Raw genomic sequence first — 23,760 nt, forward strand, 5'->3', positions numbered from 1 at the left:
CCGATGAAAACAAACATTTATTGCTGGCTGACAGCCCTGTGCTGGCTGGTATCGCTGCCTGTGCTGGCTGACCTGCCGACAAGCAACACGACGACCGTGACGGAGACGATGGACACCAGTTCGCTGCCCGCCCCGCTGTATATCTGGAATAAGGTTATCGTTGGCAGCAGTACTGGGACGAACTCAACTAACGTAGGCATGGTCTGTAAAAGCAGCACGGACAGCACCAATGGAGCTTGTCCGACAGCCCTTTCTTGGACTGGCTTGGCCCCGGGCTTCATTACGCTGACGTTCACCCAGGACCGCACCGGGCAGACAAAGACCCTGACTGTGGCTGGAGTGCGTAATATTGGATCGGCCAATTCATTTAAACCTTGGACCGGGGTAAATTCTGGTGGTCTTTATGCGCCAATACTTACTTATAGTATCGCGCAGAGTGAGTTAAGCAGCCTGACTGACGGAGTCTGGCGCGCCACTTTGGTGATGGATTACTACAATTATTCTCCAGCTACGTATGTGGCCACCTGGACTGCCAGCATCACTCTGACTGTCACCTCAGAAAGTGCCCAGCAGGTGTATTTCCCGGCCTTTGCGTCCACAGATGCAACTGTTGACCTGGACGTTCGCGGGCTCTTATCGACAACCACAAGCGGTTCGGCCTCGCTGGATATGTGTCTGTATGACGGCGCGAATGCGGCAGGAAAAACGATAATCCTGTCGCTAAGTGATCAGGGGGCTTCACCTTCAGACCGTACCTCGGGTCTTTTCTCCGTCTACCGGACCGGAGGGAGTGCGGCGGATGCGGCAGACCGCATTGACTTTGCCATCACGGTAAAAAATCCGGTTACCCGCGCTGCGCAGACGGTGAAGAATGGCGAGTCCATCACCTGGACAGCACCGGATGGGGGGTTCACCGCACGACTGGTCACCCTGCCAGACTACACGACATCCACGTATTGTGTTCCGGCGCCGCTGACATTTACCACCCAGACTTTTAAGCCCTCAACTAAACACAGCGGCGATTATACCGGGACGGTGACGGTCACCTATACCCCAAGCACCAGCTGAAAAAACAGCGTTCACCCTGACGGGATGAATCCTTTTTGGGTCATGTATTCAATCCCCAATTCCCAAACGAAATGCAACAAAGTGTGTAGTGGCACACTGGTACTGGCCACCTGATCGGAGGTGATATGCTCACCTCACCAACACGACAGGTGACCTCATGGGTAAACATTTTACGGCGGAATTTAAGCTCGAAGCCGCAAAGCGGGTTGTCGACCACGGCTACATATACGTTAAGGCGGCGGGGTAACTGCTGGGATAATGCGCCAATGGAGCGGTTCTTGCGCCTCCTGAAGACAGAATGGGTGCCGACAAAGGGTTACAACAGCTTCAGCGAAGCCCATGACGCGATGATCCGCTACATCACGGGGTATTACAGCGCTATCTGGGCTCACTGGTATAACGGCGGCTTAACGCCAAACGACTCTGAGCGACGGTTCTACATACAGTCTAATGCGGTGGCCAGTATTAGTTGACCACTACACTATGCACCTCTAACTTACACATCAACGTGATGAAATGAAAATAAAAACAACCTTCCTGATTGCAATTCTCTCCGTTTTTTTTATCAAATTGCTCCGTTTATATGGCTACCCAGCAACCTGAAAAGAAGGATGTCAGTCTTTTTAAGAAAGGCACTCCGCGTAGCATTCTGCTTGGGGAATTTGGGTACCCAATTGCGCAGACTGAGCATGATGGGAAGAAGTGGGATATCTGGAAATTTACTCAAGGGTATGGTGGTGGGGCTAAAGCTGGGAGGGCTGTTGGACATGCCGCCGCCGATGTATTAACGCTTGGGCAGTGGGAGGTTGTCGGGACTCCAATAGAATCATCCGCAAATGGCAATCGTGTAGCTTATGAAATTGCTTATGACGAACACGGCAATGTATCTGACGTTATCCTGCTAACCGAGAAAAGCGGCAAATAACCCGGGGTTCCGGGTTATTTCTTATCCGAATAAATATGCTTCAGAGTATCACCGCAGATTTGCTCTGTGGTGACGACTCACGCCTGGAGAAAAGTCAATGCCAGCAACATCAGAAGATCGGCTTTTTGGCCTTACAACTTCAGTAGCAGTAAAGCCGCCAGTGGCTATTTCTGCCGATCACAATGTAACAACTTTCGGTGAGCAGAGGATAACCTCGTCAACGATGGCGGGAGACAGGGACAGTAACCACAACGCAGGATATGCGCGTCCTGCTGATGAACCAGGATGACAAGCGCGATAATGGGATATGGTTAGCGGGGCCGGTTATGTGGCGGCGAGCGTCTGACTTTGACGGTGCGAGGGATGTTGCTAATGGGACCATGGTTTTCAGCATTTACGGTGACTGTTGGCAGGTAGAAGGCACTAACCCAATTCGCATCGGGTATGACGAAATCACATTCCGTTCCACCTATCCGTTTTCAGGGGATTTGACTCTTTATCAGCGCACTATCCGCGCCCCTGATCCGTTTGTGGCACCCTTGCCGCCAATCACCCAACTCGAAGGGAAAATACTGGCGGTTTCTGGCGGTAAGCCTATTGGGGTTTTGCCGGAGTCCGGTAGCGCGGCTGATGTGTTAATTCAACTAGCCGCAACATCAGGGGCCGGATTGGTTGTGGGAACATCCGGCAATACAGTTCAGACAGAAATTAACGACATTAAAGAGGATCTGGTTGATATTTCCACAAACGGAGCAAGTAAACTGTCCACTCCCAGAAATATTAACGGCGTTCCGTTTGATGGTACAGCTAACATTACCTTGCCGTTGGATCTTCCTGTTGGCTCTCCCGTTCCCTATGCCTTATCAACCCCGCCCGCTGGTTGGCTCCAGTGCAACGGCCAGACATTCAACAAAACCACCTATCCGCAATTGGCGCTTGCCTATCCGTCTGGAGTGTTACCTGACCTGCGCGGCGAATTTATTCGTGGCTGGGATGATGGGCGCGATGTTGATCCTGGGCGTTCACTGCTCTCAGCGCAGAATGATGCGATGCAACCGATAACAGCAAAATGGGCTATGGACGATCAAGCCGCCGGTGGAGGTATCGATTATCCCCCCTGCGGGGCCTTATACATCGACAGCACCGCGAGGGTTAATTACGACGCGGTATCAACACGCAATAGTTTTGGCGCACGCGGGGTGTTTGATTCATCGCTACAAACACGAACCGCTAACGAAACCCGCCCGCGCAACATCGCCTTTAACTACATTGTGAGAGCAGCATAATGAGCAACTATTCTACTGATATTGAGACTGCCGAATTAGGCGAAAATGGACTCAGCAAAAAGGCTGGCTGGATCACTGTCTATCGCGCGCATCATTTCACGCGCGAATACCACAGCGCCAGCATGGAGTATCTCATGCTTGGTGTAGGCCTTCCCGCCCACAGTTACCCCGATGAACCAGAGTTACCGCCTGTTGGGCAAGCGCTGCATCGCTCGGCTGATGGCAAGTTGTGGGAATTTTCACCCGATCATCGCGGGCAAACGGTTTACGGCACAGAAACACGGCAGGAACAGACTGTCACCCAATTCGGCGAACTGCCGGATAATGTCACGTTACTGAAGCCCGAGACCGAGTTCGATGAGTGGAACGGAAAAAAGTGGGTGACAGACACGAAAGCCCAGCAAGCGGCGGAATCACTAGCTGAGCAGCAGGCGGCACAACAGGAGTTAAGCTCACGCCTTACTGTAGCGAATACCCGCATTGAGACGCTGAGCGATGCGGTTGATCTGGATATGGCTACTCATGAAGAGAAAACCGCGTTAAAGGGGTGGAGAACGTACCGGGTGCAGCTGAGCCGCATTGATATCAGCACAGCGCCGGATATCGACTGGCCGGAAGCGCCCGAAGGTGGAAAAACGGTGAATTAGCGTCGGTCGTCGAACAGGGTAGCCAACTCGTCGTCGGAAAGGCCGGTCGACATTTTGACAAGAGTACGTTCAACGCCGTTGGCGAGAAGTTGCCTTGCAATGTTGAGCGAGGCGGTATGCTCGCCTTCTTGGCGTCCTTCTTGGCGTCCTTCTTGGCGACCTTCTTGGCGACCGAGGTGAATGCCTTCTTGGCGACCTTCCTGGCGTAGCTGTTCTGCAATGGTCATGACATCCTCCTGATAATCTTGTGTCTGTGCGGCTATGGTATGCAAGAACTGTCTGGTGTCTGAGGTTTCGCCTCGACCTACAATGTAGTACATCAGGCTACGAAACTGCTCTTTAGGTATCGCCCATAGATTGAGCAGGCGGGCGATATCTCCTGCCAGTTCCAGCATGTCCCGAGTACGGATGTGTTTTTGCACCAATTCCAGCAGTGCTACCCGCCGATGAGAGAGTATTTCATCATCCGGCATAGCGGTGATATCGACCAGCGGGAATGCCTGTGTATAGACTGATTCTGCCAGTTCAGGGTCAGTAAAGCAATCGAGCCATTGGGTGCTGTAGGGGTAGGGCGACGTGGTGCCGTGGTAGAACAGGAGTGGAATGACCACGGGCAAGGTCTCGTTGCCTTGCTCTAGGTGGCGCTGCATGGCTGCCATGCTATAACGCATTAAACGCCACGCCATTAACTTCTCAGGGCTACTTTGGTGCTCGATGAGTGTATAAATGTAGCCTCTCCCCGCATTTGTCTGCACGGAATAGAGCATATCCGAACACTGGGTGCGCAGGTCGTCTTCGATAAAACTGCCGGACTCCATCGCAAGTGTGCTGAAATCACAGCGCTCACGCAGGTGTGGTGGTAGATGGATTTCCAAAAAGTCTCGGGCCACAGCGATATCACCGAGAAACTTTTTGAACAGAGAATCATGTTGGGAAAGTGAGGATGTTGTCATCGGCGAAGTATACCTTGCTCAGGTTACGGTATGCCATCGGGATTTCCAGCGCGGGGTGAATGTGATTTGTGACACCTAAGGAAGGGTGTTGGAAAGTCGAAATGGACGGCAAGTTATTGATAAAAATGTCGTGTATTGTCGTGCTTTGTCGTGTTTTGTTGCCTGTTTTTTGAGCGATAAAGTCATTCAATATATTGATAATAATGGTTTTTATTTATTTTAACTCTGCTAAGCAAAGGATAGCCGCCATCGATGGTAAACCAGTGTTGAGCAGGACTCCAGCTACCGTCAGGTTGGAGGTAGTTTTGCTCATTGTTGCAAATGATAAACGTCAGGCTGGTCAGCAGTGCTTGCTCGCCGCGCAGGCGGACCATCAGTTGTGCTGTACCCGGCTCTGCTGGTTGGCAGGCGATGATTTTAGCTAGCATGGCATATTCTCTTGTTTCAATTTGGCGATGATTTGACCGAGTTGCCGGTTATGTTCGACAGAAATATCGCGAGTGGCGCTATGGCCTGCATTGTCCAGAATGATGGTCATCAGTGCTGACAACCAATCACCCAGGTAGGAGACCCCTGGTTGCGGTGCTATCGTTGGCAGTTGCGGTAGTTCATCGCTGGCAAGTTGGGTTTTGTGGGTAAACACTTTATCTTTGTTCCCAATATAGCTACTAGGAACCTGTTCTTCAGGCAGCGAGAGATAGCCAAACCAGGCAATAAAATCACGCATCACCAATTGGGCCCGCAGCACTTGACGTGCCATTAAGTGCTCACGGCGCGTACCAGCTTGCTCTTGACCCGCCAGCGCGAGCTTTAATGTGCCTTCGAGATCCTGGCGAGTGGCTGCGGTTATCAGTTCTTCGCTTAGCAAGTTAATCAACTCGCTGTTCATACCGAGCTGATGCCATTGGGTGGTTTGTTGTGGTAGTTCTCTTAAGTGAGCTACCCAGGCTTTGAATGCCTGATGAGCGAACTCATCGTCTTGCCCTATCCTTTTCGTGGCGGGCGTTGGTTCAACGACGGCCACCGACTCCTCCATCGGGGAGGCAGTAAAGGGATCGTTTGCAAATGGATTGTCAGCAAACGGGTTGTTAGCAAATGGGTTGCTCGCAAACCCATTCTGAGGGCGTTCGTCGCTGGCTTCTTGTGGTCCTTGATCTTGGTCGCGGATGCTCAGATAGATGTTGTTCAGCTCATGGGGGGGAAGATCTAAACGGTTGATCATTTCTCCCATGCTGAGCGGGCAAGCTGACAATCCCTGCCACAAGGTTTTGGCAATGGCCTTTTTCTGGGCTTGTTGACCGTCACCGTCATGCTCGTACCAGCGACCAAGTCGTTGATCACCGGTTTCCTGACGACATGTCTGTAATTGTTGGCGCAGACGCTGTAGTTTAAAGTCCAGATGGGCGACGCCACGCAGTGCTTGGGTCAGGCGGGACATGCCCCCATCGTTGAGGGTGAGCATTGCCTGCCATGCGGCTTTTGGTTCAGCGACGTGCTCAATCACATTTTTCCCATTGATAAACGCGTTGCTCATCGTGTCGAGCACAGCATGATAGCGTTCAGTCAGCGATACTTCCTTCAGCGTTTCTTTACCCGCTTCCTTTTCAAGGACAAGGAAGGGGTTATCGATCCCTGGTTTACGGACAAGGAAGCAGTTGTTGAAGGCTTGGTTTGGTGCCCATTGTTGCAGCCAGTCATATTGTGCGAAGCGTTCAAGCAGTGTCATGTGCAGCATACCTTCCCAGCCCTCTTTCAACTGGCTTTCAGTATGTTGCAGACTGTTGTTGATGCGCATATCACACATGGTGATGGCCCAGAATAATCCCGGCTTGCTTTTACCACGCTCTGCTGCACTCTTTCCTTGGGTTTTTTCCACCCAACGATTCAACACCGGGCCGACATCGGCAACGTCGCTTTGCTTGGCTGAACTGGCGCACACGACCAGTGCGTTCATTTCTTGGTTATCGGTGTAACGTTCGAAAAGATAAGCCACCTTGCCGCGTAGCAGTAGCTGGGATATCGGGTTGTGGCCATCCCGGCCCGCATCTTCGATCGACGTTATTTTGAGGCGACCGCGGTAACCGGGAAAGTCGAGTAAATCGACGTGATTCATGATGCTTTCACTGGCGACTTCTGCCAAAGGAAAGATCAGCTCTGTGGTTAATGCCGCTAACTCTGCTTGTAACAAACTGGCACTACTGATCTGCTGATTGTCATCCCAGAAGCGGATCTCGACGTTACGATCTTGGTGTGAACCAAGGCGATTGAGGCTATCGACATTCATGATGCTGCCGTTGCTTTGATCGATCAGCGTCTCTAGCGGTGCAAAAACCATCCGAGCATGATTAAGCTTGTCTAACACCGCCGCTAATGATCGATAAGTTTCAGTCAGTGCAGGCAGTTCGCCCCACAGTAGTGAGAACAGTTTTGCGCGTTCGCCTGAGCTGAGCATCGGTGCGATTTTCAGCACCTGTGGCCAATAGGCATGCTCAAGTTTTTCCACTGATTTTTTAAACGACGCGTTGAGATAGTCCCATAATGCAACGACATCTTCGCTGCTGACGCCATTGTGTGTTTTGCTTTGTTCAGCACGCGGCAAGAAGGGGCGTAGGTGTTCTTCAATGCGATGTTCATCGAGCTGGTAGCTTAATTGCTCATGGTTAAAGTCGTTAAACCAGGCATTAGCCAGGATTTTTGCCAGATCAATTTCGCTAAACAGGCGCAACGGTACGGGATAGCCGACTGGAGAAGAGGGGATTTGTTTGGTAAAGCGAGTGACCAATCCGGTAGCTTCTTTACCTCCCCCCACGGGATTGACTTCTTTAATGAAGTCTACCCGCCGATTACCGTATGTTGCTTCCAGCATGCCATTGTTGCCTGCGGCTAACGCTGATATCAGGTATGATTTTCCGGCTTGTGAGATGCCAAAAAAACCCACTGTCATCGGTGTGGTAGCCACTTGGGTGAGGCTGTTGGCCTGGTTGCATGTGCGCAACAGGCTTAAGGTGAGCTTGTCGGCCTCGTTATCCAGCCGGCGGGAGTTTGGCCGCACGGCGTCTACCCAACCCAATGCCTCTTTACAACCCTGGGCAATAGCTGACCAACCTTGAGTGAGGGATTGCTGTTCATTAATCATTATTTTTTTACACTCCCGCTATCAAGCCAGTGTCGACTGTCTATGAGCCCGGTCTCGGGCATAGTATTGAGTTCCAGTTCTACATCTCGTTTGCTAAACGTTTTGTCGGTGTTACTGCTCACTTCTAAGACCGTCAGGCGATCGCTGATCAATCTCAACTTGCGAGCGCGGTTTCCTTTATCAATTGTCAGCCGCACTTTGAGATAGGGTGAACCGTTATCTGTGGAGGTCGCTGAAGAGAATTTTTTACGACCTTCTTCACTAAAACGCAGGGTGTAAAGCGGTGCTGCAGACCAGCGTTCGGCATCCAACTGGCGATAGCCCAGTCGCAGGTCGCCGCGCATAATGATGCTTTGCGTTGTCTCCTCCCCATCTTCGCCGATGATTGTGGGCAGCGTGATCTGGCCGTTGTCCGATTCGATATGACGATAGATAATCTCAGCATCGTGGATCAGGTTATCCATATCGATGGTGCCGATGTGACGAATCGTCGAGTAGGGCTTCAGCGCCGAGGTGCGGAAATGGAAGTTAGGAATACTGTGATTGGCGCACAGCTGAGACAGCATTGCACCTACTGAAGCAGTACTCTTGGGATCGTCGATATGGCCATTTTTGTGGAACGGATACCAGGTTCCTGTCTGATAGCCATGCAACGGCAATATCCGTCCGGGGGGGAGCGGCAGATTACGGCGGATAATGGCCTGAATACCCGGCAATTGTGAAGGTCGACCCGTGAGCAGCAACAGATCGCAATGATAGCAGGACAACACTTCACACAATGCGGTAAGAACCTTACCGATGTTGAACTCGCCCGCACAAAAATCATTGTGCAGCTTCACCAATGGCAGATTGAGCTTGATCTCTGCCAGTTTGAAATCATTGGTGCCACCCGCTTTTTGTACTTCTCGGCGAACAAATCCCTCCACCTCGTCACTGATGCTGCCAGTAGGGAGCAACTCACCCACGCGTTGGTTAATCACGCGATGAGTTTGTTCATCCAGAGGATCGTATTGCTCGTAACTTCTTAGAATATACAGAGCCAACGGTACGAACAGTTGTAGACTAAGCTGCTGGCGCAGAACGGCTTCTGATGCGCTGATGTTTTGAGAACCACACAATTGAGACATCAGTGTTTCGACGGAGACAACACCCGCTTCTCGGAGCGCTTGCTCGAAGGCAGGCTGAAGGTAGGATTGAATCACATCAAGCAGTATGTCATCGCCTGCGATTTTGAAGCTGTCGCGAAAGCGCTGTTGGGGGATGATATGTGCATTAGCGCCACCGCCAACCAGACCATTATGATCCAAACGATAATCGGTAATCACCAAATCCGTGGTGCCGCCGCCAATGTCGATCGAAGCGATCGAGATCGTTTCTCGTGCTTTGCGATCGGGCCGACCAAGCGTATTAAAGAACACCTCTGGGTGGCCAGCGAAGTTCTGATTAATTTCGGTATACAGATACACCAGTTGAGCACAGGAGGCTTCGTCCCACTCTACTCGGATTTTGGGCAGCGGGACCTTGATTTTCGCGTGGTCGGGCGATTCTTGTTCATCCTGATAGGGATCATTCTCGCCGCTGTGCCAGCGCAGGGATTTCCAAACCAGGCCAACGGCTTGACGCATACGCTCATCGAGAATACAACGTTCGGCCATTGGTAAGCCCGGTGGAACGGTAAGAATGATATGCCTAAGCTGGCGGGGGATACCCGCATGTCCTTGACGAATAAGCTGTTCCGGGCTGTTAATCTGACTAATGGCTTGGGTTAATACTTCAGACAGCATGAAAGTCATTAGCGCACTGCGTGAATAGCGAGGAGTAAATATCGGAATGCGATCCATCTCGTCTTCAATGGTGTGCAGTGCCTCGCCTCTCTCATCGATCAAGTTGGCGAACGGGGCCGCAGTCGCTAATGGATTCGTGTCTTGCACGTAACTACCGTTGAAGCGCCAACCTTGGCCATAAAATTTCTCATCCCAGAGATAGCGTTTGGGACTGGATAACCCCGTAGAGCCTTCACTGCCCCGACGGCGTGCAGCTAAGCGGCTGGCCTCACCGCCGATACGAGCGATCGTTGGCCATTGAAAGGCATCGTGGCGTCCGCTACGCACAGAGCAGTGGTCTTTGCCGAAAAAGGCTTGCGAGAACTCGACACGACTTTCAAAGGGATCGGTATAGATGTGCTCTGGGGTGCTGAGATCGCGCAGTTTCAATACGTAATTTTGCATTAAACCTGAACCCGATTGCCCGTGATCCTCAATTAAAATACCGCACGTCCGTGAATTACCAACGTCAAGGACCAAATCGACCGATATCGGTTTGATGGCATTCGTTTCTCTATTAGCGATCATCCGAAATTGTGGCAATTCAATGTGTGGCGCTGTCTCATTTTGCATCCCTTCTATCGGGATAGACATCAACGACAGCAGGTTGAGATAGTGGGCTACTGGATAGTGTTGTGCGAGTTCCTGTTCGCGTTCGTCAATGTCTCGCCCCTTGCTGGTTTCTTTAAACACCTCTTTTAGCCAATCGGTTACCCACTCCTGAGTCAGATACCAATTGAGTGCATAGGTGGCGGTGGCCACGGCAAATGTCGCGCCCGAATTAACGTCTTCCTGGTTGGGACTGAGATCGGCGGCGGAGTGCTGTTTGGCCATAATGCGAGTATCGATAGCCAGTGTCACACGGTGGCTGTGGCCGTCCATATCGGGTTTAGCCAGCTTCACTATGCGAAAACGAGCCCAGTTTAGAGGGCCTTCCTGATAGACATTGGGCGGACTAAAACGAAACAGAGGAAGCGGTAACCAGACGCCATCAAATAGCTTGATACTCTTATCCACCGGAATATCGTATTGGCTTTTGGCCTTCTCTATATTCTCTGCCGTGGGTTGGTAGAAATAGTAATCGCGCTGCTCGTTATAGATCAGTCGGGTGAGTACACCGTTAGCCAATTTAACAAATTCACCCGCAGGCAGGTGTCCGAGGGTTAAACCAAAATCCATAAACTGGATTCCGGAGTCGCCGACCAATGTGATTTGACGATCGAAAGAAACAATCTCAGGCAACATAGTTTAAATCATCCCTGTGAGATATTGGGTTGAAGCATGCGGATTGGGAAGGATTTTTCCCCATCAGTGCTGCCGATACAATCAGTGCGACCAGAGGCTGGTGACTTACACTCGACGTTTGGAACAATAAAATTTGAGCCGTCACTGCATGTCATCTGCTCTGGATTAGTGATGGTGAGAGTGCCTTGCTGCACGCTGCCTTTAGCGGGGCCATTACAGGTCACACCACTGGATTGACGCACGCTAACGGTACCGTTGCCTTGATCAAAGTTGTATTGCAATTGGAGCGGTCGGCCTGTGAGCTTATCCTGAATGCCACCGTTAGCACGCCATTGTCCATTGAGAAACTGAGCCGGACCATCGGGTACGGCGGGAGGAAGTGTCAGCGGTTCTCCCTGCGTTGGTATCGCTGGTGGTACGGTGTTGGGGGCGACTTCGGGTTGCTGCGCTTCACTAGCCTGAGAAGGCGGGGTGCTGGGCTGAACAGGGTCTGACGATTTCTCTGCATCTGCAGCGTCGGCATTGTTCGCCGGTTGATGCTTATCATCGATTGTATTGTTTTTATTCCCCGTTGCTGCTGGGGATTGCTTGCTCTCTAAGGTCTGACTTGAATCGATATTGCTTTCACTCGTCAACGTTGACACGCTTTTATCTGAGTGTGTTTGCGTATTCAACGAGGAGACGCTGTCATTGCGAACATTAACAGCGGCCTTGTCTGATAATCCTGACAAACCTGGTAGGGGGAGCGATGGGGCGCAACCACGCAGTAAACCCAACAAGAGCGCGAGTAACAGCAGTAACAACAAGAATCCCAGCAACCAACGCCACTTCCAGAACCAGGATCGCTTGATACTTTCTGCCTCGGGATGGGTTCCAGTCACGGGTATCATTGGTTGTTCGGTCTGTTGCGCTGTTGCAGCAGGCGGGGTTTGCACCGGTACCGAATCGGGAAATACCAGTGCATAGGATTACGTTGTTCGCCGCTCTGGTGGATAAAACCCCAGAAGGTAATAACGAGCACTCCGTCAACCAGATAGACAAAGTCGTAATCAGGGAAATACACGACCGATTTTAGTAGCTGAGCAAATACCTTACGGTCGCCACCGGTTCCGCTTTGGTCTGCATTGAGCAGTTGCTCGCTTAAGGATTGTACGGCTGTTTGGAATTCACTGAATTGATGGCGCGCGGATGCGCGCTCGGTCTCGTTGGCTGTGCTCCAGGGAATGATATCGCCAGGAAAGCTACTGTACCAGTCAGTGCGATCGCCGCCCTGATCGTTTTGTGGGATAGCCAAGTGTCGAGCAAGATCGCGCCCTGCATCAAGACGATAAATAGCTTCGCGTAACTGAAAAGCCATTTTGAATACGGGATAGCCAGTTTCACCGAGCGCTTTGAATGAGGAGTTATGACCCGTACGTAGCAATGGTCCCTGAATCGAATTTCGCATTGTCTAAACCTTTTGCGGCTGTGAATTAACGAAAGTCATCATGATATGATTACTCTTTGTCCCCAGTAGCCATCCATGTGAAGCCCCAGCCATAATATTTATCCATAGACTTTCGTGTGCTGAAAAAGCTGTTGAGTCGTTCAACTTTGATATCGCCATCGACATTTTTTAATCTGGCGATCGCTGCTACGGGATTGCTGTTACTTCCATTTGCCAGCGTGGTACTGATAGGCCGTTGCCCTGGTACATAGAGGGTTATCGTTGCATCAGTGCCTTGCCAATTATCCGTTCCGCCGTAGATAAAGCTGTAAATCAGTACCTCATCAATCTCTTGCCAGTGACTTCCGTTGATAAAAATCCATTCACCGTCTTGATCGGCCCCATCTCGTAGATCTTTTTGCAATATTGCATAGGGCGGTTTTTCGTAATTGCCAAAGAACTTACTGAGCGCTTCTGCTCCCCCAAGCTCCCCGCTTTTAAGGCGAACAAATGCTGCGATATCGAGATCGATAGGGCGCTGATGTTTGCCCTGTTGCCAGGTCAGATTGACCTTGATTTTTCCAAAATCCTTTTGCTTAGCGAGCTTGATGCTGGGGTTATCTTTGGTCAGTTTGGTATTGGCAGGCGCAGGCGCAGGCGCAGGCGCAGGCTCGGGCACAGGCACAGGCACAGGCTCTGGTTGCTGCGGGGCGACAGCAGGGGCAGGCTCCACAATCGGTGCCTGAGTGGCTGTATCATTGTGTGTGTTGCATCGATACCACCAGTAGGCAAGTGCTAACAGTAATAATAAAAGAAGCAAGAGTAGCCAGGGAAGTAAGCGTCGCCACCAAGGTACGGCGGTGACAACGGGAAGCGGTTCTACTACTAACGGGATTGCCCAGTTGATTAAGACAGGCTCTCCACCCACGTCATAGCAGGCCAGCCCATGAGAATGGGTGAGTAGCTGTTGTAGCGCTTGAGCTGACTGACTATCGCCGCGTGCTCTAAGCTGTTCAATCAAGCTGGCCACTATCTCTTGGTATTTCTGGCGTTTATCTTGAACTGTGCGTTGTTCCGCTTCATTCAGCGTTGAGAGTGGTCTTGCAAGTCATTGGCGCGCTGTCCACCACTCCAGGTTCCCTTCTGGGCTACGGCGGACCGATGCATAGAGTAGCGCCAAAGAGGAGGGAAGATGACGGTGTATAATAGCAACAGTCTTCTCATAAGTTGCCAGAGTTGAATCATCAATTGCAGCAGCACTTGTTAATCGTTGCATAACATAGCATCGTCGTTGTCAGTGGCACCAGTAATCGATAGCAGGAAGTGTATTTCGCTGCTATTTCTATGTTTTATTTCATGCTGTTAGCGAAGAGTATTCGCTTTTTCAAGCGCTTCAACTTTCTTCTTGGCTTCTGCAACTTTTCGCTCGATGGTGGCGATCTCACTTTCACTGCTCGCATGTTGCGATTGTTGCTGGAGTTCTTGCAGACGCTTAAGTTGTTGCTGGCTGTCCTTTCCTTTGATTTTGCTGGATTTAAGACGATTAAGTGTCTGTGTCAAATCCGAACGTATGGCCGCCAGTTTGGCTTGTTCACTTGCCAATAACTGATTCGACGCTTTTTGCTTGTCTTGAGTACTGGTTAGCTCTTGCTTGGCAAGCTCATTTTCTTTCTGGCTACGCAGTACTTGCTGTTCCTGTTGGTCAATTTTTTGTCTGTAGCCGCCGGAGGTGGCACAGTTCAATTTGGTGATAAAACTGGGGTCTTGTGCGTGCAAATCACAGTCTTGAGGGGTAGTGGCGCAACCAGCAAGCAGCATTGAGGCGAGTAGTGCATATTTTCTCATGACATTGTCCATGAATCAGGGAAAATAAAAGTAGGAGGCTAATAGTTGCCATAAATAGGGCCGATACTTAGCTCGGCCCATCAGATTTAGCCAAGGGAAATAGCTTGGCGCTGTTCGAACAAGCCATTCGCTTCTGCTTCCAGAGCGGTAATCTGGCTGTTCAGCTTGGCATATTCTTTGTTCAAGACTTCCAACTTAGCCTTATCCGCCTTGTTATTGGTCTCTTGTGCTTTTAATGCGACTTTATACGCAGCATCTTTATCTTTCATTACCTTGATTTTGTCCTTCATCAACTTAATATTCGCATCGATTTGGGACAACTCTTTTGTTGCGTTGGCTTTATCAAATCCGGCCTTGTTTTTTTGCTGACTAATTTTAGCCAGCGTTGCCTGATTCTCGCTGATAACCTGCTTCATGGTAAGGGTCGTTTTCTCTACTGCCGAAGTATCCTTACTAATATCTGTGTCCATGGCTTTCAGGCGATCTCCCGTCGTTGCGTAATCTTTTTGCAATGAGTCGAGATAGTAGTTGGCTGTCATACCAACAGCACAACCGGCAGCCCCACCAATAGCTGCGCCGATCAAAGCATCTTTACTATTGCCTTTTAGGGAGCCGGCCAGAGCGCCAAGACCCGCCCCAGCCAGAGCACCAAGACCACAACCTTGTGCACCGGAAGCGCTAAAGAATTTGGATTGCTCACCACTGGTTAATCGCGCATCGGGTTTGGTGCCTGCTAACAGAGAACTCCCTGTGTTGGCACAACCGCTAAGAACCAGCGTTGTGGATACAAGAAGGCAAGCTGCACTACGACTAATAATATTCATCTGTGTTTCGTCCTTAAATAATCAAATAGAGCAAGCGAAGAAAGGATCGTACCGTCATAAATTTCATTTGCGTGAAGATGTATCTAATGAGGAACGCTTTTATTTGGACGCTTTTATATAGGCCAATTTTTCGTCGTCACAGAATAAATCACTCCAAATTGAGATCTTTTAATAATTTAATTTGGTTTCGGCTGATCTCAATATTTTAGTTCTGGTCGTTTTTTGCACACTTAACATTAATGTATAAATGTGTTAAGGATTTATACATTGTTTCATGAATGATTGTCACCAGATTTGATCACTATCATTTAAAATATTACAGACCTTTAGAATTGAAGTTATGCTCCGCTCACTAGAGGACATTTTCGCTTTTCGAACCTTGCGGCAAGGGAGGCATATTGGATGGTATTTGGTTTTTGGAAAACCGAAAAGGACAATACTTGCAACCAACAAAAAAGCCACCTCGCAAGAAGTGGCTTAATCATCTGATTTATCAGCAAAATTTTGGTGGCCCCTGTTGGGTTTGAACCAACGACCAAGCGATTATGAGTCGCCTGCTCTAACCACTGAGCTAAGGGGCCATGTGGGCGTGAATTATACGGTAACATGGCGGGGCAGGTCTAGAGCAACGTTGCCCATATGCTGGTTTTGTATGCAGTCTAGCCCATTGTTATCGTTATAATTACGATAAAAAAGCCCTCAGTGTTGAGGGCTTTTTCCTATTTCCATTTAGATGCTGTTAATCATCCAGGAAGCTGCGCAACACTTCGGAACGGCTTGGATGACGCAGCTTGCGCAGCGCCTTGGCTTCAATCTGACGAATACGTTCACGTGTAACGTCAAACTGTTTGCCCACCTCTTCCAGCGTGTGGTCGGTGTTCATGTCGATACCAAAACGCATACGCAGTACTTTGGCTTCGCGCGCGGTCAGGCCAGCCAGCACATCGTGGGTGGCTGAACGCAGGCTCTCTGACGTTGCAGAGTCCAGCGGCAGCTCCAGCGTGGTATCTTCGATGAAGTCGCCCAGATGCGAATCTTCATCATCACCGATCGGCGTTTCCATGGAGATCGGCTCTTTAGCGATCTTCAGCACCTTGCGGATCTTGTCTTCCGGCATCAGCATGCGTTCGGCAAGTTCCTCTGGCGTCGGCTCACGGCCCATTTCCTGCAACATCTGACGCGAAATGCGGTTCAGCTTGTTGATCGTTTCGATCATGTGCACGGGAATACGGATAGTCCGCGCCTGATCGGCGATAGAACGGGTGATCGCCTGACGGATCCACCAGGTGGCATAAGTAGAAAACTTATAGCCACGACGGTATTCAAACTTGTCTACCGCTTTCATCAGACCAATGTTACCTTCCTGAATCAGATCCAGGAATTGCAGACCGCGGTTGGTGTACTTCTTGGCGATAGAAATAACCAGACGCAGGTTCGCCTCGACCATCTCTTTCTTGGCGCGGCGTGCCTTGGCTTCACCGATCGACATGCGACGGTTGATGTCTTTCACCTGCTCGATAGTCAAGCCGGTTTCTTCTTCGATCTGATGCAGCTTCTGCAAGCTGCGCTGCACGTCTTCTTCCACTTCAACCAGCTTCTCGCTCCAGGGCTTGTTCATGGCCTTGGCGGCGGAGAACCAGGTGTCATTGGTTTCGTTACCGGTGAACAGCGTGACGAAGTTTTTCTTCGGCATCTTGCACTGTTCAACGCACAGTTTCATGATCAAACGCTCTTGCGTGCGAACGCGATCCATCATGGTGCGCATGCTGTTGACCAGGAAATCGAACTGTTTCGGCACCAAACGGAACTGCTTGAAAATGTCAGAGAGCTTCAGGATCTCTTCCGCGGCCTTAGCGTGGTTACGGCCATGGGCTTTGATCGTTTGACGCGTGACTTCGTACTGTTCACGCAGCTCGGTAAATTTCTGACGTGCCAGCTCTGGATCGATGCTGTTGTCTTCTTCCGCATCGTCGTCGTCTTCGCTCTCTTCGTCATCATCATCGTCATCGTCCATCTCTTCGCTGGACAATTCAGAGCCGACGTGGGTTGCGGTAGGCGCAAGATCTTCTTCGGCGTTGGGATCGACAAACCCGGTGATCAGATCGGAGAGGCGGCTTTCTTCGGCCTCGACGCGATCGTATTGTTCCAACAGGTAAGTGATCGCTTCAGGATATTCGGCAACAGAGCACTGAACCTGGTTGATACCGTCTTCGATCCGCTTGGCGATGTCGATTTCACCTTCGCGGGTGAGCAGCTCAACAGTGCCCATTTCACGCATGTACATGCGCACCGGGTCGGTAGTACGCCCAATTTCGGACTCTACGCTTGAGAGCACCTGAGCAGCAGCTTCTGCGGCATCTTCATCGGTGTCAGATGTTGTTTCTGCCAACAGCAGGTCATCCGCATCCGGTGCTTCTTCCATCACCTGGATGCCCATGTCATTAATCATCTGGATGATGTCTTCGATCTGATCGGAATCGATGATATCTTCCGGCAGATGGTCATTGACCTCAGCATAGGTCAGGTAGCCTTGCTCCTTACCACGGGTGACAAGTAGCTTCAGCTGTGACTGCGGGTTTTGCTCCATAAGACGGTATCCACACTTCAGAGTATTAGGTTGGTGTCGGTCGGAATAATTATACCGGTCATCTTTCACGATGCAGGTGCCTTTCGCTCGCCTGGTCGTTGAAAGCTATTGGGTATAGCCAACAATAACATTCGGGGTATTTCTTCTTCTCGCCGCAGCCCCTTCTAGCGGCTTTGGCAGGGCTTCACCCTGCTGGTTATCGGCAATTAAGCCTCTGTAATCAGTTCTTTCTTGTAAGCGCCTGGTTCAACATGTGCACTTCGTTACGTTCTTCTGCGGTCAATCCCCGCAAACGTGACTGCGCGATCAATGCTTCCAGCCGCTCCTCTAACATATGGTTATATAGGGTAGTCAAGGTATCGATAAACGTCTCTTCTACCTTGTCCTCAACGATCATGTGGTTCCAGGTTGCCATGGTTTCAAGCTGTGGGCTTGATTTATTCTCCCGGTAAAACTCCAGAAGCTGCCCTGCGGTCAGACCGGGTTGCGCCTGACAGGTTTTCACCAGCTCAATAAACAGCGGCACGCCAGCCATCTTTGATGATGCCAGCCCATCAGGTGCCGTCACCAATGCTGCCAACTGCGGATTTTGTACCAGCAACCCTATTAGTATACGCATAGTTGTGCGTTTTAGTTGGGGCGGTTGGTAGGGCTGCGCCTGTTCTGCCGTTTTTGGCAGCAGTTTATCCAGTTGGCGATCGTCAAGAATCCCCAGTTTGTTGCCGAGCTGTTGACGTAGATACAGCCGCAGGGTTTCTCCCGGCACCTGACCAATCAACGGCAATGCATCTCTTCCGAGCTTGGTTCTGCCCTCTGGAGAGCTCATATCCACTTGCTGTTGCAGGGTATCAAACAAGAACGTGGAGAGCGGCAGCGCCTGCTCCATCCTCTGTTCAAACGCTTGTTTACCCTCTTTACGCACCAGAGTATCCGGATCCTCCCCATCAGGGAGAAACATAAAGCGCAACTGACGACCATCATTCAAATAGGGTAGCGCCGTTTCCAGGGCGCGCCAGGCGGCATCTCGGCCTGCGCGGTCACCGTCATAGCAGCAAATCACCTGATCGGTAACGCGGAACATCATTTGAATATGGTCTGCCGTCGTGGCAGTGCCCAGTGACGCGACGGCATAATCAATACCGAATTGCGCCAGCGCCACCACGTCCATATAACCTTCAACCACAAGAAGACGTTTTAGTTCCGTGTGATTTTGTTGCGCTTCGTAAAGGCCATACAATTGGCGGCCTTTATGAAAAATTTCAGTTTCCGGCGAGTTCAGGTATTTGGGCAATCCGTCTCCCAGCACGCGTCCGCCAAAGGCGATAACACGGCCGCGTTTATCGCGGATCGGGAACATGACGCGCTCACGGAAGCGGTCATAGGTACGCCCTTGCTCATTTTTAACCAGCATCCCCGCATCGCTCAGGGTTTCACGATCTTCATCGTGACGACCAAAGCGCTTTAATACCTTGTCCCAGCCCGCTGGGGCGAAGCCAATAGCAAAATGGCTAATCACTTCCGCACTCAGGCCACGTTGCGCCAGATAACCTTGGGCGGCGGCTGCCGTTGGCTGGTTTAACGCCTGCTGATAAAACTCGCTCAGTTGTCCCATCAGTTCATACAGGCTTTGACGCTGATGGCGCTCAAGCGCTGTGGTGCCAGTGCCGGATTCATAAGGCACTTCCAGACTGTGCATGGATGCTAATTCTTCGATACTTTCAACGAACTCCAAGCGATCGTAGTTCATTAAAAAATCGATGGCATTGCCGTGCGCGCCACAACCGAAACAATGGTAAAACTGCTTATCACCGTTTACGGTGAAAGACGGGGTTTTCTCATGGTGAAACGGACAGCACGCGTGAAAGTTCTTGCCCTGCTTCTTGAGCTTCACGCGCGCGTCGATCAGATCGACGATATCAGTGCGTGCCAGCAGGTCATTGATAAAGACGCGTGGGATTCGTCCAGCCATAAGCCCCTGTTTTTAATACAAATAAACGATAGCTTATAAACGACAACAAGCCGCGCTTCCTTTCGGAAAGCACGGCCTTCGTATGCAACTGCTAAGTCTGCGGATTAATCACGCGGTGGAGGCCAGGCCTCCAGAAATTAATACAGACGAGTGCGGCGTGCGTTTTCTCGAGCCAGTTTCTTCGCGTGACGTTTCACCGCAGAAGCTTTAGCGCGTTTACGTTCGGTTGTCGGTTTTTCATAGAACTCACGACGACGAACTTCAGCCAGAACACCCGCTTTTTCACAGGAACGTTTGAAGCGACGCAGCGCTACATCGAACGGCTCGTTTTCACGTACTTTAATTACCGGCATGTGCCTCTCACCTTAATAATTCGGTATGTGCTGGCCTTGTGCCAGCCTTTTCAAAATGGTGCGGAATTCTACTGCAAACGTGATGCGCTTGTAAAGCATTGCGGCGATCATAAAACACCCAACGCGCACGCAGAGCAGAAAATCCAAACCGTTAATGGTAGACTATCTGTTGTATGAAGCAAGTGGCAAGTGGATGTCGGCTTGCGTGGCAACGAACGTTAGGTAGAACGATGCGCATATTGGGTATTGAAACCTCCTGTGATGAAACCGGGGTGGCGATTTATGACACGGATGCCGGGTTATTGGCTAACCAACTGTATAGCCAAGTAAAATTACATGCTGATTATGGTGGTGTCGTGCCGGAACTGGCCTCGCGCGATCACGTGCGTAAAACGGTTCCCCTGATTCAGGCTGCCCTGAAAGAGGCAACGCTGTCCGCATCGGACATCGATGGTGTGGCCTACACTGCCGGCCCTGGGCTGGTGGGCGCATTGCTGGTCGGTGCGACGGTTGGGCGCGCGTTGGCGTTTGCCTGGGGCGTGCCGGCGATTCCGGTTCACCACATGGAAGGACATTTGCTGGCCCCAATGCTGGAGGATAATCCGCCGGAATTTCCCTTTGTGGCGCTATTGGTCTCTGGCGGTCACACGCAGTTAATCAGCGTCACTGGCATCGGTGAATACCGCTTGCTGGGAGAGTCTGTTGACGATGCAGCCGGTGAAGCCTTTGATAAAACGGCAAAGCTGCTGGGACTGGATTACCCAGGAGGGCCGATGTTGTCCAAACTGGCACAGGGTGGAGATGCTTCACGTTTTACCTTTCCTCGCCCAATGACCGACAGACAAGGATTGGATTTTAGCTTTTCCGGTTTGAAAACCTTTGCCGCCAATACCATTCGTGCCAATGGCAACGATGATCAAACCCGTGCTGATATTGCGCGCGCGTTCGAAGATGCGGTGGTTGATACGTTAGCGATAAAATGTCGCCGCGCGTTGGATGAGACTGGCTTTAAACGTCTGGTGATGGCCGGCGGAGTCAGTGCCAACCGCACACTGCGCGCTCGCCTGACAGAGATCATGGCCAAACGGAGCGGGGCGGTGTTTTATGCGCGGCCTGAGTTTTGTACCGATAATGGCGCGATGATTGCCTATGCGGGCAGTGTGAGGCTGTTGCACAATGAAACTCAGGAGCTAGGCGTGAGCGTGCGTCCACGTTGGCCATTGGCGGAGTTGCCTGCCGTTTGATCCAGTCAGTCCCACGCCAGATAAGGGTATCTGGCGTGCGTCACTGCGTCCGCACCCCTCGCGGGTCACTACAGTTCTTGTTCGAACAGGGCTAAAATAGCGTCGAACAGCTGTTTAACGCTAAAGCCGCGCGCTGGCGTGGTGAAAATGGTGTCATCCCCGGCAATGGTGCCCAGAATCCCCTCCGATTTTCCCAGTGAATCCAGCAAACGGGCAATCAATTGCGCAGCGCCCGGGCTGGTGTGAATAACCACAACCGCATCGTTATAATCGACATCCAGCACTAGATTTTTCAGCGGGCTGGTGGTGGTGGGCACACCCAGTTCTGCTGGCAGGCAATAAACCATCTCCATTTTGGCATTGCGCGTGCGCACCGCACCAAACTTGGTCAGCATACGTGATACTTTCGATTGGTTTATATTTTCAAAACCGTCGTCCTGTAACGCCAATACGATCTCGCTTTGAGAACTAAACTTCTCTTCCTTTAACAGCGCCTTGAACGCCTTGACCAAATCTTCCTGTTTCGTGGAGTTACGCATTCTGCACCGTTTGTTGTGATCGTTGATGCGTGCATTATGCAGTTGGGTGAATTTTTATGCAATATGGGCGCTTAAAGAAGTGGCTCGACATGTTTCAGTACGATAACCGCACTAAAATGTTTAAATGACGTGATTGATGAAAAAAAATGTGTGTTTAGTCACATAAAAGTAAATCAAATGTTATCGGAATGAGGTTGTTTACTGGCTGCAGTTCGGTGTAATGTAGCCGCCATCGTACTGAACGTGATGCGCGCTGCATTATTTACTCACTTACTTATAACTTTACTTACCTTACAAATCACTCGACAGATTTTGATTTATTATTAATGACATAGTTTTTTCTTTTTCATGACCTGATATTTAGGTCTCGGCATGGCCGACATCCGCGCGGTAAGCCGTTTAAACCTCCTGATTTTACTCATGTCTGGTGGTTTATTGCACAAATTCACGGCATTTTTACTTTTACGATAATAAGGAGTTTAGGATGAAAGTTGCAGTTCTCGGAGCAGCAGGCGGTATCGGTCAGGCTCTCGCGCTCCTGCTCAAAACCCAGCTTCCTTCAGGTTCAGAATTATCTCTTTATGACATTGCTCCGGTGACGCCGGGCGTCGCCGTTGATCTGAGTCATATCCCTACAGCAGTATCTATCAAAGGCTTTTGCGGTGAAGACGCTACCCCAGCGCTGGTCGGCGCGGACATCGTTCTGATCTCGGCCGGTGTCGCTCGCAAGCCGGGCATGGACCGTTCTGACCTGTTCAACGTGAATGCGGGGATTGTGCGCAATCTGGTAGAACAGATTGCCCGCACCAGCCCGAAAGCCTGCATTGGTATTATTACTAACCCGGTTAACACGACGGTAGCGATCGCCGCGGACGTACTGAAAAAAGCCGGTGTGTACGACAAGAACAAGCTGTTTGGCGTAACCACGCTGGATATTATCCGCTCCAACACCTTTGTGGCGGAACTGAAGGGTAAGCTGCCGCAACAGGTTGAAGTTCCTGTGATTGGCGGTCACTCTGGTGTCACGATCCTCCCCCTGCTATCGCAAATTCCTGGCGTAACGTTCAGCGAGCAGGAAGTGGCGGATCTTACCAAGCGTATCCAGAATGCGGGTACGGAAGTGGTGGAAGCCAAGGCCGGTGGCGGATCGGCAACCCTCTCCATGGGTCAGGCGGCAGCACGTTTTGGACTCTCTCTGGTACGCGCTCTGCAAGGCGACGAAGGGGTCGTGGAATGCGCCTATGTGGAAGGTGACGGCGAGCATGCCCGCTTCTTCGCACAACCGCTGTTGCTGGGCAAATCCGGCATCGTTGAACGTAAAGCGATTGGCGCACTGAGCCCGTTTGAAAAACAGGCTCTGGATAACATGCTGGGCACCCTGAGACAGGATATCGAATTGGGTGAATCCTTTGTGAGTGGCTCAGTACGCGGTTAATCGGTGCCTGAACGCCAGATCGTAATAAGCCGGAGAGAAGGTGCTCCGGCTTTTTTATATCAGGATTTTGGGTGAGGATCGTCAGGTCTGATAAATTTCTTCCTATCAATCAGCATGTTACTTTTCGGATCGTAGTAACGGCTGGGCCAAATTTCAGCGGGATGAATGCTGATTGCCTTGGCGATAAGCCATTCACCCTTGGGCCAGGGGCGTGATATCGCATTGGCCAGGGTGGAGGAGCTCAATCCCGCTTCTCGTGAGACTGCCGCCAGTGTCGTGCCTTTTTTACGGAGTGCGGCAATGATATCCGCAGGGTGCCAGTCGTGTTTCCTTGCGCTCATAATCTTTCCTTCTTGCTACAAGATAATGGTCCATTGGTGGTATAAATAACGCTTGTCAGTTAAACGCATGGAATGCGTTAACGGAATTAGGAAAAAATATACCATTATATTTCC

The 23,760-nt window shown here is 50.8% G+C and carries 20 protein-coding genes, 1 tRNA gene and 1 pseudogene; 7 read left to right on the forward strand and 15 right to left on the reverse strand.

Features of this window, described 5'->3' with window-relative positions; genetic code table 11:
* Window positions 1–3 precede the first annotated feature (3 nt).
* The 5 genes and pseudogenes from K6K13_RS03110 (at window position 4) to K6K13_RS03125 (ending at window position 3,926) form a co-directional block, all read left to right on the forward strand.
* Window positions 4–1,068, forward strand: a complete 1,065-nt coding sequence (locus K6K13_RS03110; protein WP_222159463.1) for a CblD like pilus biogenesis initiator family protein — start codon at window positions 4–6, stop codon at window positions 1,066–1,068.
* Between the two features lie 227 nt (window positions 1,069–1,295).
* Window positions 1,296–1,541: pseudogene (locus tag K6K13_RS23050) on the forward strand (IS3 family transposase); the annotation flags it as partial.
* Window positions 1,542–1,651: 110 nt separating this feature from the next.
* A complete protein-coding gene (locus K6K13_RS03115; protein WP_222159464.1) occupies window positions 1,652–1,993 on the forward strand; it encodes a hypothetical protein in 342 nt (113 codons plus the stop codon).
* 380 nt (window positions 1,994–2,373) lie between these two features.
* Window positions 2,374–3,279: a phage tail protein gene (locus tag K6K13_RS03120; protein ID WP_222159465.1), complete on the forward strand. Its 906-nt coding sequence runs from the start codon at window positions 2,374–2,376 to the stop codon at window positions 3,277–3,279.
* A complete protein-coding gene (locus tag K6K13_RS03125; RefSeq protein ID WP_222159466.1) occupies window positions 3,279–3,926 on the forward strand; it encodes a tail fiber assembly protein in 648 nt (215 codons plus the stop codon). Before K6K13_RS03120 ends, K6K13_RS03125 begins: the two co-directional genes overlap by 1 nt.
* Here the strand turns inward: K6K13_RS03125 and K6K13_RS03130 are convergent.
* From K6K13_RS03130 to rpsU, 13 genes are all read right to left on the reverse strand, one after another.
* The gene (locus K6K13_RS03130) at window positions 3,923–4,879 is read right to left on the reverse strand and encodes an Rpn family recombination-promoting nuclease/putative transposase (RefSeq protein WP_222159497.1); all 957 of its coding nucleotides are present in this window, start codon (window positions 4,877–4,879) and stop codon (window positions 3,923–3,925) included. The two genes, K6K13_RS03125 and K6K13_RS03130, sit on opposite strands and share 4 nt — an antisense overlap.
* A 182-nt stretch (window positions 4,880–5,061) precedes the next feature.
* Window positions 5,062–5,307: a hypothetical protein gene (locus K6K13_RS03135; protein WP_252120404.1), complete on the reverse strand. Its 246-nt coding sequence runs from the start codon at window positions 5,305–5,307 to the stop codon at window positions 5,062–5,064.
* On the reverse strand, window positions 5,301–8,015 hold the full coding sequence (locus tag K6K13_RS03140) for a putative virulence factor (RefSeq protein WP_222159498.1): 2,715 nt from the start codon (window positions 8,013–8,015) through the stop codon (window positions 5,301–5,303). The genes K6K13_RS03135 and K6K13_RS03140 overlap by 7 nt, the downstream gene beginning before the upstream one ends.
* On the reverse strand, window positions 8,015–11,083 hold the full coding sequence (locus K6K13_RS03145; RefSeq protein WP_222159499.1) for a virulence factor SrfB: 3,069 nt from the start codon (window positions 11,081–11,083) through the stop codon (window positions 8,015–8,017). The genes K6K13_RS03140 and K6K13_RS03145 overlap by 1 nt, the downstream gene beginning before the upstream one ends.
* An 8-nt stretch (window positions 11,084–11,091) precedes the next feature.
* Window positions 11,092–11,964, reverse strand: a complete 873-nt coding sequence (locus K6K13_RS23055) for an SrfA family protein (protein ID WP_252120405.1) — start codon at window positions 11,962–11,964, stop codon at window positions 11,092–11,094.
* 5 nt (window positions 11,965–11,969) lie between these two features.
* Window positions 11,970–12,530 carry an SrfA family protein gene (locus tag K6K13_RS23060; RefSeq protein WP_252120406.1) on the reverse strand — a complete coding sequence of 187 codons (561 nt, stop codon included), beginning with the start codon at window positions 12,528–12,530 and terminating at the stop codon, window positions 11,970–11,972.
* A 49-nt stretch (window positions 12,531–12,579) separates the two neighbouring features.
* Window positions 12,580–13,530, reverse strand: a complete 951-nt coding sequence (locus tag K6K13_RS03155; RefSeq protein ID WP_252120407.1) for a tellurite resistance domain protein — start codon at window positions 13,528–13,530, stop codon at window positions 12,580–12,582.
* 341 nt (window positions 13,531–13,871) lie between these two features.
* A complete protein-coding gene (locus K6K13_RS03160) occupies window positions 13,872–14,354 on the reverse strand; it encodes a hypothetical protein (RefSeq protein ID WP_222159500.1) in 483 nt (160 codons plus the stop codon).
* An 86-nt stretch (window positions 14,355–14,440) separates the two neighbouring features.
* Window positions 14,441–15,178 (reverse strand): glycine zipper 2TM domain-containing protein, encoded by a 738-nt coding sequence (locus tag K6K13_RS03165; RefSeq protein ID WP_222159501.1) that lies wholly within the window; start codon window positions 15,176–15,178, stop codon window positions 14,441–14,443.
* A 505-nt stretch (window positions 15,179–15,683) separates the two neighbouring features.
* A tRNA-Ile gene (locus K6K13_RS03170) sits at window positions 15,684–15,759 on the reverse strand.
* A 158-nt stretch (window positions 15,760–15,917) separates the two neighbouring features.
* The gene (gene rpoD / locus K6K13_RS03175; RefSeq protein ID WP_222159502.1) at window positions 15,918–17,765 is read right to left on the reverse strand and encodes an RNA polymerase sigma factor RpoD; all 1,848 of its coding nucleotides are present in this window, start codon (window positions 17,763–17,765) and stop codon (window positions 15,918–15,920) included.
* A 220-nt stretch (window positions 17,766–17,985) separates the two neighbouring features.
* Complete coding sequence (dnaG, locus tag K6K13_RS03180; protein ID WP_222159503.1) at window positions 17,986–19,734, reverse strand: DNA primase; 1,749 nt, start codon at window positions 19,732–19,734, stop codon at window positions 17,986–17,988.
* A gap of 137 nt (window positions 19,735–19,871) precedes the next feature.
* On the reverse strand, window positions 19,872–20,087 hold the full coding sequence (rpsU, locus tag K6K13_RS03185) for a 30S ribosomal protein S21 (protein ID WP_001144069.1): 216 nt from the start codon (window positions 20,085–20,087) through the stop codon (window positions 19,872–19,874).
* A 230-nt stretch (window positions 20,088–20,317) separates the two neighbouring features.
* Between rpsU and tsaD the strand changes: the two genes are divergently transcribed.
* Window positions 20,318–21,331, forward strand: coding sequence for a tRNA (adenosine(37)-N6)-threonylcarbamoyltransferase complex transferase subunit TsaD (gene tsaD, locus K6K13_RS03190; protein ID WP_222159504.1), 1,014 nt, complete (start codon window positions 20,318–20,320; stop codon window positions 21,329–21,331).
* Window positions 21,332–21,399: 68 nt separating this feature from the next.
* On the opposite strand, the gene argR is transcribed toward tsaD, so the two are convergent.
* A complete protein-coding gene (gene argR / locus K6K13_RS03195) occupies window positions 21,400–21,870 on the reverse strand; it encodes a transcriptional regulator ArgR (RefSeq protein ID WP_222159505.1) in 471 nt (156 codons plus the stop codon).
* A gap of 484 nt (window positions 21,871–22,354) precedes the next feature.
* On the opposite strand from argR, the gene mdh reads away from it, so the two are divergent.
* Window positions 22,355–23,305, forward strand: a complete 951-nt coding sequence (gene mdh / locus K6K13_RS03200) for a malate dehydrogenase (protein WP_222159506.1) — start codon at window positions 22,355–22,357, stop codon at window positions 23,303–23,305.
* Window positions 23,306–23,364: 59 nt separating this feature from the next.
* On the opposite strand, the gene K6K13_RS03205 is transcribed toward mdh, so the two are convergent.
* Entirely contained in the window at window positions 23,365–23,646 is a 282-nt protein-coding gene (locus K6K13_RS03205) for a helix-turn-helix domain-containing protein (RefSeq protein WP_222159507.1), read from the reverse strand.
* Window positions 23,647–23,760 lie beyond the last annotated feature (114 nt).

This window comes from Symbiopectobacterium purcellii (genome assembly GCF_019797845.1).
Taxonomy (GTDB): domain Bacteria; phylum Pseudomonadota; class Gammaproteobacteria; order Enterobacterales; family Enterobacteriaceae; genus Symbiopectobacterium; species Symbiopectobacterium purcellii.

What these genes read in the sequence shown, in the direction of transcription:
- K6K13_RS03110 (WP_222159463.1), top strand. Translation starts at nt 4, where the DNA reads ATGAAAACAAACATTTATTGCTGGCTGACAGCCCTGTGCTGGCTGGTA.
- K6K13_RS03115 (WP_222159464.1), top strand. Translation starts at nt 1,652, where the DNA reads ATGGCTACCCAGCAACCTGAAAAGAAGGATGTCAGTCTTTTTAAGAAA.
- K6K13_RS03120 (WP_222159465.1), top strand. Translation starts at nt 2,374, where the DNA reads ATGGTTTTCAGCATTTACGGTGACTGTTGGCAGGTAGAAGGCACTAAC.
- K6K13_RS03125 (WP_222159466.1), top strand. Translation starts at nt 3,279, where the DNA reads ATGAGCAACTATTCTACTGATATTGAGACTGCCGAATTAGGCGAAAAT.
- K6K13_RS03130 (WP_222159497.1), bottom strand. Translation starts at nt 4,879, where the DNA reads ATGACAACATCCTCACTTTCCCAACATGATTCTCTGTTCAAAAAGTTT.
- K6K13_RS03135 (WP_252120404.1), bottom strand. Translation starts at nt 5,307, where the DNA reads ATGCTAGCTAAAATCATCGCCTGCCAACCAGCAGAGCCGGGTACAGCA.
- K6K13_RS03140 (WP_222159498.1), bottom strand. Translation starts at nt 8,015, where the DNA reads ATGATTAATGAACAGCAATCCCTCACTCAAGGTTGGTCAGCTATTGCC.
- K6K13_RS03145 (WP_222159499.1), bottom strand. Translation starts at nt 11,083, where the DNA reads ATGTTGCCTGAGATTGTTTCTTTCGATCGTCAAATCACATTGGTCGGC.
- K6K13_RS23060 (WP_252120406.1), bottom strand. Translation starts at nt 12,530, where the DNA reads ATGCGAAATTCGATTCAGGGACCATTGCTACGTACGGGTCATAACTCC.
- K6K13_RS03160 (WP_222159500.1), bottom strand. Translation starts at nt 14,354, where the DNA reads ATGAGAAAATATGCACTACTCGCCTCAATGCTGCTTGCTGGTTGCGCC.
- K6K13_RS03165 (WP_222159501.1), bottom strand. Translation starts at nt 15,178, where the DNA reads ATGAATATTATTAGTCGTAGTGCAGCTTGCCTTCTTGTATCCACAACG.
- rpoD (WP_222159502.1), bottom strand. Translation starts at nt 17,765, where the DNA reads ATGGAGCAAAACCCGCAGTCACAGCTGAAGCTACTTGTCACCCGTGGT.
- dnaG (WP_222159503.1), bottom strand. Translation starts at nt 19,734, where the DNA reads ATGGCTGGACGAATCCCACGCGTCTTTATCAATGACCTGCTGGCACGC.
- rpsU (WP_001144069.1), bottom strand. Translation starts at nt 20,087, where the DNA reads ATGCCGGTAATTAAAGTACGTGAAAACGAGCCGTTCGATGTAGCGCTG.
- tsaD (WP_222159504.1), top strand. Translation starts at nt 20,318, where the DNA reads ATGCGCATATTGGGTATTGAAACCTCCTGTGATGAAACCGGGGTGGCG.
- argR (WP_222159505.1), bottom strand. Translation starts at nt 21,870, where the DNA reads ATGCGTAACTCCACGAAACAGGAAGATTTGGTCAAGGCGTTCAAGGCG.
- mdh (WP_222159506.1), top strand. Translation starts at nt 22,355, where the DNA reads ATGAAAGTTGCAGTTCTCGGAGCAGCAGGCGGTATCGGTCAGGCTCTC.
- K6K13_RS03205 (WP_222159507.1), bottom strand. Translation starts at nt 23,646, where the DNA reads ATGAGCGCAAGGAAACACGACTGGCACCCTGCGGATATCATTGCCGCA.